The organism is Butyricimonas muris (assembly GCF_046365375.1).
In the GTDB taxonomy this organism is placed as follows: domain Bacteria; phylum Bacteroidota; class Bacteroidia; order Bacteroidales; family Marinifilaceae; genus Butyricimonas; species Butyricimonas muris.
On the sequence record NZ_JBKEIT010000012.1, the window covers coordinates 71381 to 86909 of the forward strand.

The 15529-nt window shown below is 46.9% G+C and carries 10 protein-coding genes and 2 riboswitches; of the genes, 6 read left to right on the forward strand and 4 right to left on the reverse strand.

Annotated elements, in window-relative coordinates:
* Positions 1–85: 85 nt before the first annotated feature.
* From ACK8P8_RS18260 to cbiB, 3 genes are read left to right on the forward strand one after another with little or no spacing between them, the layout of a single operon-like run.
* Positions 86–1561, forward strand: a complete 1476-nt coding sequence (locus tag ACK8P8_RS18260) for a cobyric acid synthase (RefSeq protein ID WP_227215689.1) — start codon at positions 86–88, stop codon at positions 1559–1561.
* Between the two features lie 2 nt (positions 1562–1563).
* Entirely contained in the window at positions 1564–2574 is a 1011-nt protein-coding gene (locus ACK8P8_RS18265; RefSeq protein WP_227215690.1) for a pyridoxal phosphate-dependent aminotransferase, read from the forward strand.
* Positions 2571–3527 carry an adenosylcobinamide-phosphate synthase CbiB gene (gene cbiB, locus ACK8P8_RS18270; RefSeq protein WP_227215691.1) on the forward strand — a complete coding sequence of 319 codons (957 nt, stop codon included), beginning with the start codon at positions 2571–2573 and terminating at the stop codon, positions 3525–3527. The genes ACK8P8_RS18265 and cbiB overlap by 4 nt, the downstream gene beginning before the upstream one ends.
* A gap of 133 nt (positions 3528–3660) precedes the next feature.
* On the opposite strand, the gene ACK8P8_RS18275 is transcribed toward cbiB, so the two are convergent.
* A complete protein-coding gene (locus ACK8P8_RS18275) occupies positions 3661–4143 on the reverse strand; it encodes a ferritin (protein WP_186974528.1) in 483 nt (160 codons plus the stop codon).
* Positions 4144–4244: 101 nt separating this feature from the next.
* The gene (locus ACK8P8_RS18280) at positions 4245–5564 is read right to left on the reverse strand and encodes a cobyrinic acid a,c-diamide synthase CobB (RefSeq protein ID WP_227215692.1); all 1320 of its coding nucleotides are present in this window, start codon (positions 5562–5564) and stop codon (positions 4245–4247) included.
* Between the two features lie 300 nt (positions 5565–5864).
* On the opposite strand from ACK8P8_RS18280, the gene ACK8P8_RS18285 reads away from it, so the two are divergent.
* Entirely contained in the window at positions 5865–7817 is a 1953-nt protein-coding gene (locus tag ACK8P8_RS18285; RefSeq protein ID WP_227215693.1) for an LruC domain-containing protein, read from the forward strand.
* Between the two features lie 70 nt (positions 7818–7887).
* Here ACK8P8_RS18285 and ACK8P8_RS18290 read toward each other — a convergent pair whose 3' ends face one another.
* The gene (locus ACK8P8_RS18290) at positions 7888–9099 is read right to left on the reverse strand and encodes a C1 family peptidase (RefSeq protein ID WP_227215694.1); all 1212 of its coding nucleotides are present in this window, start codon (positions 9097–9099) and stop codon (positions 7888–7890) included.
* A 173-nt stretch (positions 9100–9272) separates the two neighbouring features.
* The gene (locus ACK8P8_RS18295) at positions 9273–11615 is read right to left on the reverse strand and encodes a TonB-dependent receptor (RefSeq protein ID WP_227215695.1); all 2343 of its coding nucleotides are present in this window, start codon (positions 11613–11615) and stop codon (positions 9273–9275) included.
* 108 nt (positions 11616–11723) lie between these two features.
* Positions 11724–11925, reverse strand: a riboswitch (cobalamin riboswitch).
* A 179-nt stretch (positions 11926–12104) separates the two neighbouring features.
* Positions 12105–12311: riboswitch (cobalamin riboswitch) on the forward strand.
* Between the two features lie 53 nt (positions 12312–12364).
* Here ACK8P8_RS18295 and ACK8P8_RS18300 point away from each other — a divergent pair.
* Together ACK8P8_RS18300 and ACK8P8_RS18305 are read left to right on the forward strand one after the other, a co-directional pair.
* On the forward strand, positions 12365–14593 hold the full coding sequence (locus ACK8P8_RS18300; protein WP_410026134.1) for a TonB-dependent receptor: 2229 nt from the start codon (positions 12365–12367) through the stop codon (positions 14591–14593).
* 10 nt (positions 14594–14603) lie between these two features.
* Positions 14604–15527, forward strand: a complete 924-nt coding sequence (locus tag ACK8P8_RS18305) for a sirohydrochlorin cobaltochelatase (protein WP_410026135.1) — start codon at positions 14604–14606, stop codon at positions 15525–15527.
* Positions 15528–15529 lie beyond the last annotated feature (2 nt).

Consider the following 15529-nt stretch of genomic DNA (forward strand, 5'->3'; position numbering starts at 1 on the left):
ATTGAAAATGAAAAGAATCACGGAATAAGCGTCGGTTCGTGCGGCTGGAATCTAAAATCTAAAATTTAAAATCTAAAATTAACACATGTTTCTTCGCTCTATCATGTTTGTCGGTACCTGCTCGGACGCGGGAAAAAGCATCATCAACACGGCATTTTGCCGTATATTCAAACAGGACGGTTATCATCCCGCCCCCTTCAAGGCACAAAACATGTCCTTAAACTCTTTCTCCACCCCCGACGGGTTGGAAATAGGACGAGCCCAAGCCGTACAGGCGGAAGCGTGCAGTATAGCCCCGGAAAGCGACATGAATCCCGTGCTACTGAAACCCACGAATGACCAGAACTCGCAAGTGGTAGTAAACGGGAAGCCCGTCGGCAACATGTCCGCGAAAGCATACTTCATGTCCGACAACAAAGCCGGATTATTCAACGAAGCCTATGCCGCTTACGAGCGTTTGCGTGCCCGGTACAACCCGATAGTACTGGAAGGAGCCGGCAGCATATCCGAATTAAATCTCCGGGAGCGGGATATCACCAACATGCGCATGGCACTGCGCACCGATGCCGCCACCTATTTGGTCGCAGATATCGACCGGGGCGGCGTCTTCGGTTCCGTCTACGGTTCCATCGCCCTACTGTCGGAAGAAGAAAAACGCCAAATGAAAGGAATCATCATCAACAAGTTCCGGGGGGACAGCTCCCTTTTCGACGAAGGACGCCGCTTACTGCACGAATTGACAGGCATACCCGTTGTTGGGGTCATCCCTTACTTCCGGGATATCTATATCGAGGAGGAAGACTCCGTTTCCTTGGAAACCAAACACGCAAAAGCGGAAAGCGGGAAAATCAACGTCGCTATCGTACTGTTGAAAAGGATGTCCAACTTCACGGATTTCAACGTGCTGGAAAGAGATGAGCGATTCCACGCTTATTACACGAACAACACCGACGAAATCCGTAAAGCCGATATCATCATCCTGCCCGGCACCAAAAACACGATATCGGATTTACAAAATATCCGGGCAAACGGCATCGCCGAGGCAATCATTCGTGCCCACAAAGACGGGAAAAAAGTAATCGGCATCTGCGGCGGCTACCAAATGCTGGGCGCCCGCATCGAGGACCCCGACCAGATTGAAGGCGACATACCCGCCATACCGGGCTTGGGTATCCTTCCACTCGTCACGGTCATGGAACCGGAGAAAGTCACACGACAACGCCAATTCAACTTCCGCGATTACCCGGAAACTTGCCAAGGGTACGAAATCCACATGGGACGCACCGTCCTGCTCGACGGGGCATCCGCATCGCCTCTCAACCGGCTACCCGACGAACAGGCGGACGGCTACCTGCTCAGCGACAAATGCTGGGGTACCTACCTTCACGGCATTTTGGACAACAACGTCGTACTGAATGACTTGGCGGCAGGTCTAACCCAAGCCTCGCCTACAACATTCGACTACGCCGAGTTCAAGGAACAACAATATGACAAACTAGCCCGGCACGTGCGAGCGTGTGTTGACATGGACTATATATATTCCACACTTAAAACCAAATAACAATGCTAAACGGACATGGTGACGACCTGTTTCAGACAGGAACAAATATTAAAGCCAATTTCTCCACGAATGTATGGTACGACGCGGACGAGGATATCATCCGCTCCGTCCTCAAGACACAAATCGACACGATATTCCATTACCCGGAACCCGCTGCCGAGTCCTTTGTAAACGAGGTGGCAAATAGCCACAACCTGACTCCGCACAACGTGATTGCCGGGAACGGCGCCACTGAACTGTTTTACCTCATCGCCCACGCTTTCGAGGGGGCAAAGACGATACTACCGGTACCTTCTTTCAGCGAATACGAAGACGCTTGTACATTATACAAACACCAACTCTCATTCATCCCTTTGGAAAACTTCCAACCCATCGCGGGAGATTTGATGTTTATCTGTAACCCGAACAACCCGAACGGGTACATCTGGACGCAAGAACAAATAGAATACATCCTGCAACAATTCCCGGACATGACGCTTGTCGTGGATGAATCGTTCATCAACTTCGCCCCGACAGCAGAAACCTGCGAACCGCTATTGTCCCGCTACCCGAATCTATTGATAATACATTCCATGACCAAGAATTTCGCCATCCCCGGCTTACGCTTGGGCTACATGCTGGGAAATGAAGCCTTGATAGAACGCGTCCGGGCTTTCAAATCCCCGTGGAGCGTCAATTCGCTGGCTATCGAGGTCGGTAAATTCTTACTTAAAAACGGGAAATACCTACTCCCCGACACGAGCCGACTGATGAAACGAAAACAGCAATTGGTCAACCAACTCGACAACCTCCCCGGTTTCATCCCGTTGAATTCAGGTACTTCATTCTTCCTCGTGCACACGAAATTCGACACGAGGCAACTGAAACAACATCTCATCGAACAACACGGGATTCTAATCCGGGACGCCTCCAACTTCCGCGGATTGGATGAACACTACTTCCGGATAAACACCCTCTCCGAAGAGAAAAACCAAATGCTCGTGAACGCGCTAAAAAATTTAGAATTAAAATGAATTCATTTTCAATTTTCAATTTTCAATTTTCAATTATAATCGTTCCCCTCGTCATCGGGTACCTGCTCGACTTACTTTTCGGCGACCCGAGAAAGTTGCCCCATCCCATCGTGGCTTTCGGGAATATCATCGCTTGGTGCGAACGACATTTAAACAAAGGGAACCACCGGAAAACCAAAGGTTGTTTCATCGCTATCGGGTTGCCTCTCGCCACACTCTGCACGGGGGGAGTGCTCGCGTGGGGTTCTTGGCTCATTCATCCCGCCGTCTATTACATCGTTGCCTCCGTTTTCGTCTTCTACGGTCTGGCAAACCATAGCCTTATTCAAGAAGGCGGGGAAGTGATTCGCACGCTCGAAACGCAAGGATTGGAAGCCGGAAGAAAACGCCTTTCATGGATAGTGGGACGCGACACCAGTCAATTGCCCCCGAAAAAGATATACACTGCTGTACTGGAAACGATGGCGGAGAACCTCAGCGACGGAGTCGTCGCACCGCTATTCTTCTACGCCTTGGGCGGCTTTCCCGCCATGATGATGTACAAAATGGTAAACACCCTCGATTCCATGCTCGGGTACAAAGATGCCCGTTACAAGGACTTCGGCTGCTGTTCCGCGCATCTCGACGACATTTTGAATTACATCCCCGCCCGATTGACAGCTCTCCTGATGGCCTTATCCGGCTATCGAAAAGGCATTTTCAGCTTCATTCGAAAATACGCCCGGCAACACGCCAGTCCCAATTCCGGCTACCCCGAATCGGCGATGGCAGGCATCTTGAATTGCCGCTTCGGCGGACCCAACATCTACCACGGTATCCTCGTCGAAAAACCCTATATCGGCAGCAACGACCGGGAACTATCCGGCAGGGATTACAAACGAGCCGCCCGCATCAATCAAACCGTGTGCCTCGTTACCATCTTACTGATTTGCACCATTTATTCCATCATATAAAAGAGGGGGCGCACCCCCTCTCGTCCGTAAGGTCTGTAAGGTCCATAAGGTCTATTAAACCAAAAACTTCAAGAATCTAAGGCTCAACTTTACGGACTTTATGGACCTTATAGACTTTACGGACCTTACAGCCCTATTTCCGTCCCCCCAACTTATCGTCCATATACACAAGATTGTGCCCGTCCAATTTCCGAAGACGCTCCACGATTGTTTGCGCGGTATCTTCCTCCTCCACTTGTTCGTTCACGAATCCATTGATAAAATTCTGGGCGGCTTTATCACCTTCCTTGATAGCGACATCCAACAAATCATCAATCAATTTAGAAACATGGCACTCGTGTTCATAGACATGCTCGAACACCTCCAACGGCGTCCCCCATGCCACGGGTACCACGTCGATTTGCCCAATCTCGATATTTCCACCGCGTTTAATCACGAAATCAATCATCTCGTAAGCGTGCTCCAACTCCTCTTTAGACTGTGCTTTCATCCATGATGCCATCCCGGGATACCCACTCTGGGCGAAATACACGGACATTGACAAATACAAGTTAGAAGACCACATCTCGGCATTCACCTGAGCGTTAAACGCTTTCACTAAATTCTCTTTCATCATATCTCTTTTATTTAAAGTTTATTCTATTCTCCGAATAAAGCTGAACAAAACATATGCCACGCGATGCCCTCTGTCAAAAATACCCGCCACGGGACAAATTGTCATTCCGAATCCCGTAACGCCATATTCAACAATCGTTCCATCCCGCACTCCCCCCAGTAAAAATGGACGTAACTCGCTATTACATTTTTGTAACGGTAAACAGGTGTATCCACCCTTCCCCCTTTAGCATTGTACACTTCTCCCACGCGAACCACCTCTTCCGTCCCCGGTTTCACGCGGGAATAATGAAACTCATGCCCCCGAATCGCCTTACCGTTCAAGACCACTTCCCGGTACCCCAGCTTCAACTTCATGGGTTCCATGGTCGCTTCCCGACTCAAAACCCCAACCATGGGATAAGCGACACCATCCGTTCCGGCAATAGATTCACACAAATACATCATTCCCCCACACTCCGCCAACACACGCCCTCCCGCCTCGCAATAAGCACGAAGAGCCTGTTTCATCTCTTCATTTCCGCTTAATTCGGCAAGAAACAACTCGGGATACCCGCCCGGCAAATAAATCAAATCGGCTTCCGGCAACACGGTATCATGCAACGGGCTAAAAAACACGACCTCCCCCTCTCGCTCCAAAGCCCCGATATTCTCCCGGTACATGAAATTAAAAGCCTCATCCCGCGCGACCGCAATCTTCATCTCTCCCCGTTCCGCGTCCCCGTTCACTCCACATGCCGGGAAATCCGTCGTACAAATCTCCAACAACCGCTCCACGTTCACGGTTTTAGCTATCACCTCCGCCACCCGATTGGCAAACTCGTCAAAACAGCAACTCCCGTCAATCGACAATCCCAAATGACGGGAAGGAATCACAATCCCTTCATCCTTGGGGATATACCCCAGAGCTTCAATCCCGACATCCTCGCAAGCACCCCGCAGGTAAGCGTAATGCGACTCCGACGCCACGAAATTAAAGATAGCCCCGACAACACGAATCCCCGGATAAAAATGCTTGAACCCGTATAACACGGGTGCCACGGAATAAGCCGTCGACTTGGCATTCAACACCAGCACCACGGGAATCCCCAGCAAACCGGCAATCTCAGCACTACTTCCCTTCATCTTATCATACCCGTCAAATAATCCCATGACGCCCTCTGTAACGCACACGTCACATGTCGTCCCGTAACGTGCATATAGCTGCCGCACGTGTTCGGAAGAAGCCATAAAAGTATCCAAATTAACAGCCTCCTCTCCGGCAGCCATCGCGTGATGTTTCGTATCAATATAATCCGGACCGCATTTGAACGGCTGCACTTTCATTCCCCTGTTCCTCAACAATCGCAATAATCCCAACGTGAAAGTCGTTTTCCCACTGCCGGAAGTCGCCGCACCAATCAATACTTGAGGTTTACGCATAATCATCCATCATTTGTTTATTGCAAAGATACAATGCAAATTCAAACCCTAGTATATTTTTCTTGTAACTTACAAAATCTTTTTCAACTTCTCCTTTATTTTTAACGCACAAAACAAACATAGCACAATCATTCATTGAATAGTGAATCATCCCAATAATAGACTATTCCTCACTTGGGAAGGTTAAAAAATACTTATCCTCTATATTTTATATTAAACATCTTCCAAAATATACCTATATAGACATATTTTTGAATATTCTTTATATACCTTTGTAAAAATATTCAATACCGAAAGAGGATGAAAATCAAAAAACAACTAAGCGTGTATGTGCTGTGTCTATTTGCATGTACTTTCTTTTTTACAGGATGTAAAAAAGATGTCTACAACCCCAACAAAAACACCCCGATAGAGGATGCTTTTGACTATGCAACAACAAAAGTTATTCCAATAGCAGTGGACTATGGTATTAAAGGCAACAAAGCCGTATTTGAAGTTTACGACAAGAACCCACTGGAAACTGAAAACGGAGTTTCTAAAAAGAAAGAAGGAGTAAACTCTCTCTTGACAACTTATACCGATGGAAATAGCAAACGCACCGGGAAGATTAATCTACCGATAGCTACTTCCAAGGTTTATCTTTATTCCGAATCATACGGTCTACCGACCTGCGTAGAAATTGATGTCACTGAATCCGGTATAAAGTTTAATTCAGAGGACTATATCGCAAGTTTGAAAAAGAATCAATCCGCAAAACAAGCAAGCAAACAACTTGCCCGAGAAATTGACCCGTATAACCCATATAACGTCAAAACAATAAATTCATGGGATAGTGACGGACTTCCTGATAACCTACTGAAAATCACTACTGACGAATCTTACAGCGCCCAAGGTATTCTTAACCGTATTCAGAGCACATTGCTTCCCGGTAAAAATAACTCACAATATGCCAAACCAACAGAGGAAGTAAATATTAACGTGCTCAAGGATACACGTGTAACTTTAGTATTTGCAGGGGAAGCAGCTCAATACGAAAACACGTTGGGATACTACTATTATGAAACGGGAAAAGCCCCCAAAGATGGCAAAGAATTTATGGAACTACCTAAATACATCGCATTCCCCAAGTGTTCGCTGTGGCCTCCTTTAGAATATGGTATGCGAATGAACTTAAAATACTACGATAAAGATGGTAACGCTACAGAAACTTTTCCCAAAGGTACTACTATCGGATGGTTTATCATCAGTGATGGTTTCAATTATTCAGGAGGTGTAGATTTTTCGGGGAAATCTTACTGGTTCTCAAATAACGAATTCAATATGATGGAGGAGAAACGTTGTGTAAGTTTATATGATACAGAAACCAAAAACATCATCCTTGGATTTGAAGATGGTGATAACAGGAGCGGCGTAGATTACGATTATAAAGACGTTCTCTTTTTCTTAACAAACGAAGACGGCGATATTGATATTTCAGACAAACCGACCACAAAACCGGAGGAATTTCCTCCCGTTACGACTGTTAGAACAGGGACTCTCGCATTTGAAGACTTGTGGCCAAACAAAGGTGATTACGACATGAATGACGTTGTCATTACTTACGAAAGAAGCTTCACTGTCGATGAGAACAATAACGTTACCGAACTTAAAGATATTTACACCCCGGTACACAGAGGCGGACAAATCAAAAGCGGATTCGGGTATCAAATTGGAATTCTCACAGCCAGCGTGTCTGACGTTAAAATTGAAAATGGCGGCAGCAAAGCCGAGAATATTTTTAACAACATGGAATCAGGGCAAACGAATGCCACATTTATCCTTTTTGATGACATGGAACAAGCCGTGAAAAGCGGACCTATTACAGTGACAATAAAAGCAAAAGGATTGACATCCGAAACTATGCAAGATCCCCATTTCTACAATCCATTTATCCGTGTCAGCCCGAATAAAAACGGTAAAAACCCGATACAGGAAGTACACCTCACGAACTATCCCCCTACCGATCTTGCTGATCTGACCTATTTCGGAAGATATCAAGACCATAGTAGCCTCGACGAAGATGGCAATCTTATCGGACCGAATTATTACGTGAGCGACAACGATTATCCTTTCGCCATAGACCTACCGATAACAGATTACGTGGTTCCGACAGAAGCTGTACATATTGACGAGTTTTATCCTAAATTCAAAAGCTGGGCAAGTTCAAAGGGAGAAAAGAACCCGGATTGGTACTTACATCCCGCGAAGAAATAATAAACACCTCTCATAAATTTGTTAAGAAACCGCCCCATTACGAGGCGGTTTCATTTATAATAAACTTACATTAAATCCCTAATTTCTTTCTGATGTCCTTCGGAATCGCGTTCTTGTGTACCAGAATATCCATCGTCTTCAACGCCATATAAGGATAAGAAACGTAGAAATATCCACCGAACTTATTGTATTTATTCCATGAATTCTTCACGATAAAATAAGGGGTTCCATTCTGATCCATTGCCTTGCCGATAACGTGCATACCGTGGTCATCAGTCGTCTGGTAACGATCAAATTCCTCTTGTCGCATCTCTTGGGTAATCTTTTTCTCGGGAGCCGGAGCCAGTTTGAAAGCATCCATCGTCTGTTGTTCTTTAGGTAATTTCTCCCATTTAGCAATTTCAGCCCCGGTCATCTCTCTCGTGTCGGTCGAGGGCACCACCGCCACCCCGGCATCCTTCGTGGCGAATCCTTTCTCGCTCACGTCGGCACCCCAAACAAAGGTATACCCGTTATCAATCGCACTCTCCATAACCCGCATCAACTCGTTCAACGGAATATTGTAAGCCTTATCCCACGACCAATTGTCTTCCACCTCCAAGGCAAACTCCGTGTAGAAAGGATGGTGCGTGAATGAGGTCAGGTTCACGTAATCGTCCATGTTCAAGCCCACCACCTCGTCGGCAAAAGTCCGAGGAGTGTACTCTTTCCCCTTGTACTCGAACTTCTCGGGCTCCTCGCCAAGATAAACATCCAAAATAGCATCAAACCCTTTCTTCCAAGCCGTACTCAAACGTTTATTTCTATTCTCGACCACCGCTTCCACGTACGCTTTCAACACGGCGTCAATCTCCCCGAACACATGATTCGGCTCCCCGTAATTCAAACCCTTGAACACCTCAAGAGGCACAATCCCGTACTTCTTCGCCATGTTAATAACATCCGACGAAGCACCACCCACGGCAAAATTCAACACACCATGCAAACGCACATACTTGTCCGCCTTGTCACTGTAAGCATGCTTCACGAAATAAATAGCCGAAAGATTAACCGAATCTTTTCCCTGTCGCATCATCTCCGACTCCAGAAAAGAAGCCGTAGACCACGACCAACAAGTCCCGGCACGAAACTGATCTTTCACGGAAGTAGCGGGCAATCTCTTAATATCCGTAAACTTATACCCTTCAGGTTTCACGGTATCCTGCTTTACCGTATCTTGCGCGTAAACACCCGCATGGGCAGCAAAGACCAAAACAAATAAAAACAATACAAACTTTTTCATATTCTTATATTATAATGACTATTCTATTTTTTGACAAAAGTAGCCAATAAGTCTGCATTCTGACGTCTACCCCGCAAAATATTTCCACAGATTTCATAAACAACAAATTAGCAGGTTACAAATCAAATACTAACTTGTAACCTGCCAACCTGTAACTTTCGCCTTCGGCGAAACTAAAAAGTATATGACACGGATGCCTGATAATTCCGGGGTTTTCCCAGTACAGTTGTTTTCTCGAAATACTCCTTGTCAAACAAATTATTAATATTCAAAGCCAGATTCACATGCCCTTTAATCGTGTAATATATTCCCGCATCCATCAGCCACAACGCCGGAGTGTAAATTCGTTCCTTGATATCGGAGAACACCTTATCCTTGAAATTTCCGCTTAATTGGAACGACAAGTTCTTCAACACCCCCGTGGGAATCGTGTAATCGGCATACGCGTAAAAAGTTGTACGAGGCACACCTGTTTCACGCACATTCTTATTCTCTTCCTTGTATTTCGAGAATCGTCCGCTCTCCGCTATCTGTCGCAAACGATATTCCGCCCAACTCAATCCCGTCGTAAACCGAAGCGTCGGAAGAGGACGAACCACAATCTCAAAATCAAATCCCTTTGACATACCTCGACCTACTTGCCCTTGAATATTCCTCGTCACGGTGCTGCCGTCGACCACTACAGTAGTATCTCCCAAACTCTTCACGATATTATAGCGACTCGTGTAGAAAACTGAAGCGTTGACATCCACCCATTCATTCAACGTGTAATGCCCCCCGACTTCTGCCGAAATTCCTTTCTCCGGCTTAAACACTTCTCCGCCATCCGTGTCGGGATTGAACTCGTTCCCCTTTCTATCCAAATACATAATATCCGGATTATAGAACTTCACCACCGGATTGAAGAAAGAAGAAGCGGAAGCATAAAATGACAATTCCGGCACAGGGAAATACACCACTCCCGCCCGATACGTGAAAGCGGAAGTCTTCACTTTATTCCATTCCGAACGGTTCTCCTTCTTGTAGTCCTGTTTCCCGTCCAAAACCTTTGCTGTTGCCGTTTTATAGTTATAAAAATCCACGCGTCCGGACAACATCACCTTCCATTGGTCGCTAAATTCCATCACATCATGCAAATACACGGCATGCGTTCTATCGGTTTTCAGACTTGCAGCTGAAATTTTGGAATCCCACCAGCCTTGTACCAGTTGCGGATTCTTCAATGCCAACACAGCACCCAATCCGGGTCCCCACAAATCATCACTCCCGTACCCGTTATACTGTACAAAATCAAACGCGAAATACGACCACCCCAATGTATAATGGTGTTTCACGAATCCGGTCTCCACGTTACCTGTCAATTCCAGCACATTACTCAATTGTTTATGATCCGGGTTAAAGTTCAACGGTTTATTTCGCACCACAGAATCCAGATTTATATAGGTCGTTTTACCTTTCGAGGTATAATACCATTTATAAATAGATTCCTCCGAAGTCCGGTACCCCAATCCTTCCACGCAGCAATAATCCAAATCGCTATGGAAATAAGTAAACCTCTCTCGCAATGTCATGTTCTCGGATATCACGTGAGTGTACCGTGCCGTCACGTCCCATACTTTACGCTTCATCCGATTATTCGCATAATCATTATATATCTCGTGATAATCGGCATAAGGATGCCGTTCTCCGTTCTTCATAAAAGGCCCGGTATCCTTACCGACTTCGTACACATCATAACGCACGGTCGGTGCGGCCCCTATTTCAGTCGTGTACTTATCATCCGCGTAACTGCCACTCACTTCCAATCTCCCTACTTTGCCGACATTCGCACCTAAAACCCCATAAAGGGAGAATCGATTCGCGTTCGTGCGCCGGTAACCGTCGCCCGTGGAATAATGGATATTCGCCCGGTAATCAAGCGGTCCCACCAACTTTCCCCCGAAACCCAATGTAGCCCGTTTTTCTTCCCAACTACCATAACTAATCCGGGCATTAGCTGAAAAATCCGGTGTTACCTTCTTGCGCACGATGTTCAAAACCCCTCCCATGGCAGAATGTCCCGCCAACACCGAAGCGGGTCCTTTTATTAATTCGATGGACTCCACGGATGACAAGTCCCCGTAAGGAACATTCTGGCTAACCGTTCGCTCGTCCCGCATCCCGTCGATCATGATAAGCGCGCTCCCTTGTCCCCGGATAGAGAATCGTTGGAACGCCCCCAGTTGATTTGTCTTGTGAATAATCCCGGGCAAAAACTTCACGGCATCTTCCAGATTCACGATACCTTTACGCTCCAGCATCTGCCCGGAAAGTTTACTTACCGTTATCGGGACAAAGCGCAACGGTACATCCAACCCCAACAAATCGATACGTTTTCTTTTTTCAAGCACACTTACTTCATCGATACGAAAAATCGTATCCGTGATACTTTTCTTTTTGCGCTTGTCTTCATCCTCGGCGAAAAGCGAGCCGACACACGCGAACAGCAATAATGCCAATACAACAACTTTTTTCATACAAACTATATATTAATAATGAATAAAGCATTATTAACATAGTCTTTAGGGTAACATGAGTTTCAAGGTAAAATCCGTATTTTCCCTCTCGCTTTTTCTCCCGAAAGCTATGGTTATCATCGTTCGGCAGGTCTTCTGACTTGTTCCGGATTTTGTTGCCTTCCCGGTGGTTACACCAGTGACATTTGAAGTACAAAATCCCTTGTAAAGGAACTTACAGCTGCGGGTACAGTCCCGGATTCACACCGGATTCCCTATTAAGCGTCGCCTTCATGAGCGAAGGTTCCGCACCAAAACAGGGGCAAAAGTAATATATTTTTCTATATTATGCATTTCTTGCATGACTTTTTTATTTTCTTTACAACACTCAGATTTTCAACACAATCAAAGGAGATGTAATTTCTCTATATCCTATTTTACCACTAATCCCCCTACAAATTATTAATTAATTTTTTCCCCGTTTCATTGTATTTTTTAATGGAATCTGCATACATTCGCGGAGTCTTTGGTGATGTGTTAATATCCAATTAGCGCACAAGAGGGAAGTCGGTTAGAATCCGACACAGTGCCCGCTACTGTGATGCCCGTTTCCCCGGGAGGGGATTCAAAGAAAGGTTCTTGCACCACTGTCCTCGCGGACGGGAAGGTACTTTTCTTAGGCGTAGTCAGGAGACCTGCCAAAGCAAAACAGGTAATAGCGTATTCCCGGGGTCAGGAGTACCATTATGAACTTTTAAACTTAATCTTACATGAAGAAATTTGTAGCGCTGACTACATTATTCGTAGTAGCATTAGCGAGCATCGCTTTTGCAGAAATCACCTTAAAGGGGAAAGTTGTAGATGCCAAAACCGGTAAAGCCCTTGCCGGGGCAAATGTTCGGTTGGTGGGAACAAGCATCGGTATCGCCACGAATAACAAGGGCGAATTCATTCTGGAAAAAATACCCGACGGGACTTACACGCTTCGTGCCAGCTACTCCGGCTACGAGGTCGGTTCCATGAAAGTGAACGGAAACAAAAGTGACATATTATTCCAGTTACTCGCCACCCCGGTAAACTTGAATCAGGTCGTGGTGACGGGAACAGGAACCCACCGCCGATTGAAAGATTCGCCCGTCCCGGTAGAAGTGATTAGCGGGTCGGACTTAAGGCAGGCAGGAGTAAACTCCTTCGAGGACGCCCTCCTGTTGCTGAACCCCGCGTTCAATATTCGCCCCACGGTCATGGGCTCGTACTTCACGCTCAACGGCATGAGTAATAAATACATCTTGATTCTCGTCGACGGGAAGAAAGTGGCGGGAGATGTTTCCAACAATACCGACTTGTCGCGTATCGACATGGGACGGGTGAAACGCGTCGAGATATTGAAAGGTGCGGCTTCCGCCCTCTACGGTTCGGACGCTATCGCCGGGGTAATCAACGTTATCACCGAACAACCGAAAGACCCGATTAGCGTGCAGTCGAAAACCCGTTTCGGGGGAGAATCCAGCTTCTCGCAAAATGCCGGTGTTGATTTGAATTTCGGCAAATTTACTTCCTCCACCTCTTACCAAAGGCGGCAGATGGGCGGATGGCAATTAAACCCCAATGAAATCAGCGGCGACACGGTCATCCCCACGAGAAGCGAATCATCCAGTAAATTCCATTCCAATATTGTTACCCAACACTTCACTTACGCGCCCAACGAGCAATTGAAACTTTGCGCGCAAGGAAGTTATTTCAACCGGGAAGTAAATCGTCCGGTACAAGAAAAGAAAAACGACGGGGCGTACCAATACGACCTCACCTACATGGACTACAATTTCGGCTTGGGCGGAAAATACTTCATGAACGATGGAGCGTACATCTCCCTCGACCTTTACATGGACAATTACGAGTACAACAAACTCTACACGGTTGCCCAACTTGACAAAAAAGACACGACATTCCGGGTTGGGGATGAAGAATTGACCAAGCGCCAAAAATATTACAACGGGAACCTGAAAGGCGTATTCCGGGTGGGCGAATACAACAAACTCACGCTCGGTACGGAATACGCTAACGACTACATGAAAAATCCCGGCAGCCTCGACGAACCGAAAGAAATCTACACGCTCGCCGTGTACGCGCAGGATGAAATCCGTGTATGGAAGAATCTACAAATCCTCCCCGGTTTCCGTTACGTTTACAACGAGATGTTCAAGAACCGCTTCACCCCGAAGATTGCCCTCATGTACACGCTCGGCTCGTTCAACTTCAGAACTTCCTATGCCGCCGGATTCAAAACTCCCAGCATACAGGAACTATATTACGACTACGAGAACCGGGGAGCCATCACCATCGGGAATCCCGACCTGAAACCGGAAAAAGCGAACTATTATAACGTGAACGTGGAGTATACCGGGAAATACCTCAATATTTCCGCGAACGGGTATATCAATGACGTGAAAGACATTATCGAGAAATACGACATCGGTGCCACGGACGAAGATAAAGCCAATGGAATAAAAACCCGTAACGTGTACCACAACCTCGACAAAGCCAGCATCAAAGGTTTCGACATCTCCGTGAACAGTTACCTCGGAGCCGGATTCTCCGCCGCGGGGGCTTACAACTGCGTTTACGCTGCCGACGGGGAAGGACGCCGCCTAAGCGAATCGGTAAGACACGCTGCCACCTTCCGGGGAGGCTGGACACACGAGTGGAACAAATACCGCCTGCACGTGAATGTCAACGGGAGAATACAAGGTTCGAAATACATTTACAAGGTAGACTCCAAAACAGGTAAAATCACCGACACCAGTGCTCCCAAGTACCAACTTTGGAACCTTGCCACCACGCATACTTTCGCACCCGTGGGTAACTTCCTGTTTGAACTGAACGCCGGGATTGACAACCTCTTCGACTGGACGGACGACCGCCCCAACGGCGTGAACTACGCTACCCTGAACCCCGGCAGAACATTCTTCGCCAGTCTTGTAATCCGTTTCACGAAATAAAACCGATATCATGAAAAACATATTAATAGCCTTTCTTTTATTGACAAGCGTATCCGCCTTCGGTCATGGCGAAGGTTTCAAAGAATCCGATATATTCAAAACTCTCGCACCGAATGACAAAATAGCCCTTCTTATGGTTCACTTCGGGACAACACACGACGACACCCGTGTCCTCACCATCGAGGCTATCAATAAAAAAGCGGCAAAGGCATTCCCCGGCATCGAAGTCCGGGAAGCCTACACCTCCCGCATGATTATGCGCCGTTTGAAAGAGAAAGGCATCGTGAAACCGAATCCCGTGGAAGCAATGAACCAACTCATAGCGGACGGCTACACCCACCTCATCATCCAACCCACAAACATCATCGAGGGCATCGAGATGGAAGCCTTGCGTAAGGAAGTGGCTCTCTACCGCGACAAATTCAAAGACATCCGGCTGGGCAACGCCCTGCTCTACACCCCGGAAGACTACAAGGCAACCGTGCAAGCCCTTGCCGCGTCGCTCCGGGGAAAGGCGAAAGGCGATTGTGTCTTCGTGTGCCACGGCACTTACCACCCGGCAAACTCTTCCTACGGGATGCTCGACTACGTGATGAAAGCACAAGGTCACAAGAACTACCACGTGGGAACCATCGAAGGCTATCCCACGATGGATGATGTCATCCGGGAACTGGAAGCCAACAAGGCACGGGAAGTAACCCTCATCCCCTTCATGTTCGTGGCGGGCGACCATGCCAAAAACGATATTGCCGGGGACTGGAAAGAGGAACTGGAAAAGAAAGGTTATAAAGTCAACGTTATCCTCGAGGGGCTGGGACAAAACGAGGCGATACAAGACCTGTTCATCCGTCACGCAAAATTCGCCTCTACCCACAAGCGGGAAGACATCATCGTGAAGAAAAAGAAATACGAGAAGACCGACGATATCGACTAATC

Excerpts from the sequence above, each read along its gene's own strand:
- ACK8P8_RS18260 (WP_227215689.1), top strand. The coding sequence starts at position 86 with ATGTTTCTTCGCTCTATCATGTTTGTCGGTACCTGCTCGGACGCGGGA.
- ACK8P8_RS18265 (WP_227215690.1), top strand. The coding sequence starts at position 1,564 with ATGCTAAACGGACATGGTGACGACCTGTTTCAGACAGGAACAAATATT.
- cbiB (WP_227215691.1), top strand. The coding sequence starts at position 2,571 with ATGAATTCATTTTCAATTTTCAATTTTCAATTTTCAATTATAATCGTT.
- ACK8P8_RS18275 (WP_186974528.1), bottom strand. The coding sequence starts at position 4,143 with ATGATGAAAGAGAATTTAGTGAAAGCGTTTAACGCTCAGGTGAATGCC.
- ACK8P8_RS18280 (WP_227215692.1), bottom strand. The coding sequence starts at position 5,564 with ATGCGTAAACCTCAAGTATTGATTGGTGCGGCGACTTCCGGCAGTGGG.
- ACK8P8_RS18285 (WP_227215693.1), top strand. The coding sequence starts at position 5,865 with ATGAAAATCAAAAAACAACTAAGCGTGTATGTGCTGTGTCTATTTGCA.
- ACK8P8_RS18290 (WP_227215694.1), bottom strand. The coding sequence starts at position 9,099 with ATGAAAAAGTTTGTATTGTTTTTATTTGTTTTGGTCTTTGCTGCCCAT.
- ACK8P8_RS18295 (WP_227215695.1), bottom strand. The coding sequence starts at position 11,615 with ATGAAAAAAGTTGTTGTATTGGCATTATTGCTGTTCGCGTGTGTCGGC.
- ACK8P8_RS18300 (WP_410026134.1), top strand. The coding sequence starts at position 12,365 with ATGAAGAAATTTGTAGCGCTGACTACATTATTCGTAGTAGCATTAGCG.
- ACK8P8_RS18305 (WP_410026135.1), top strand. The coding sequence starts at position 14,604 with ATGAAAAACATATTAATAGCCTTTCTTTTATTGACAAGCGTATCCGCC.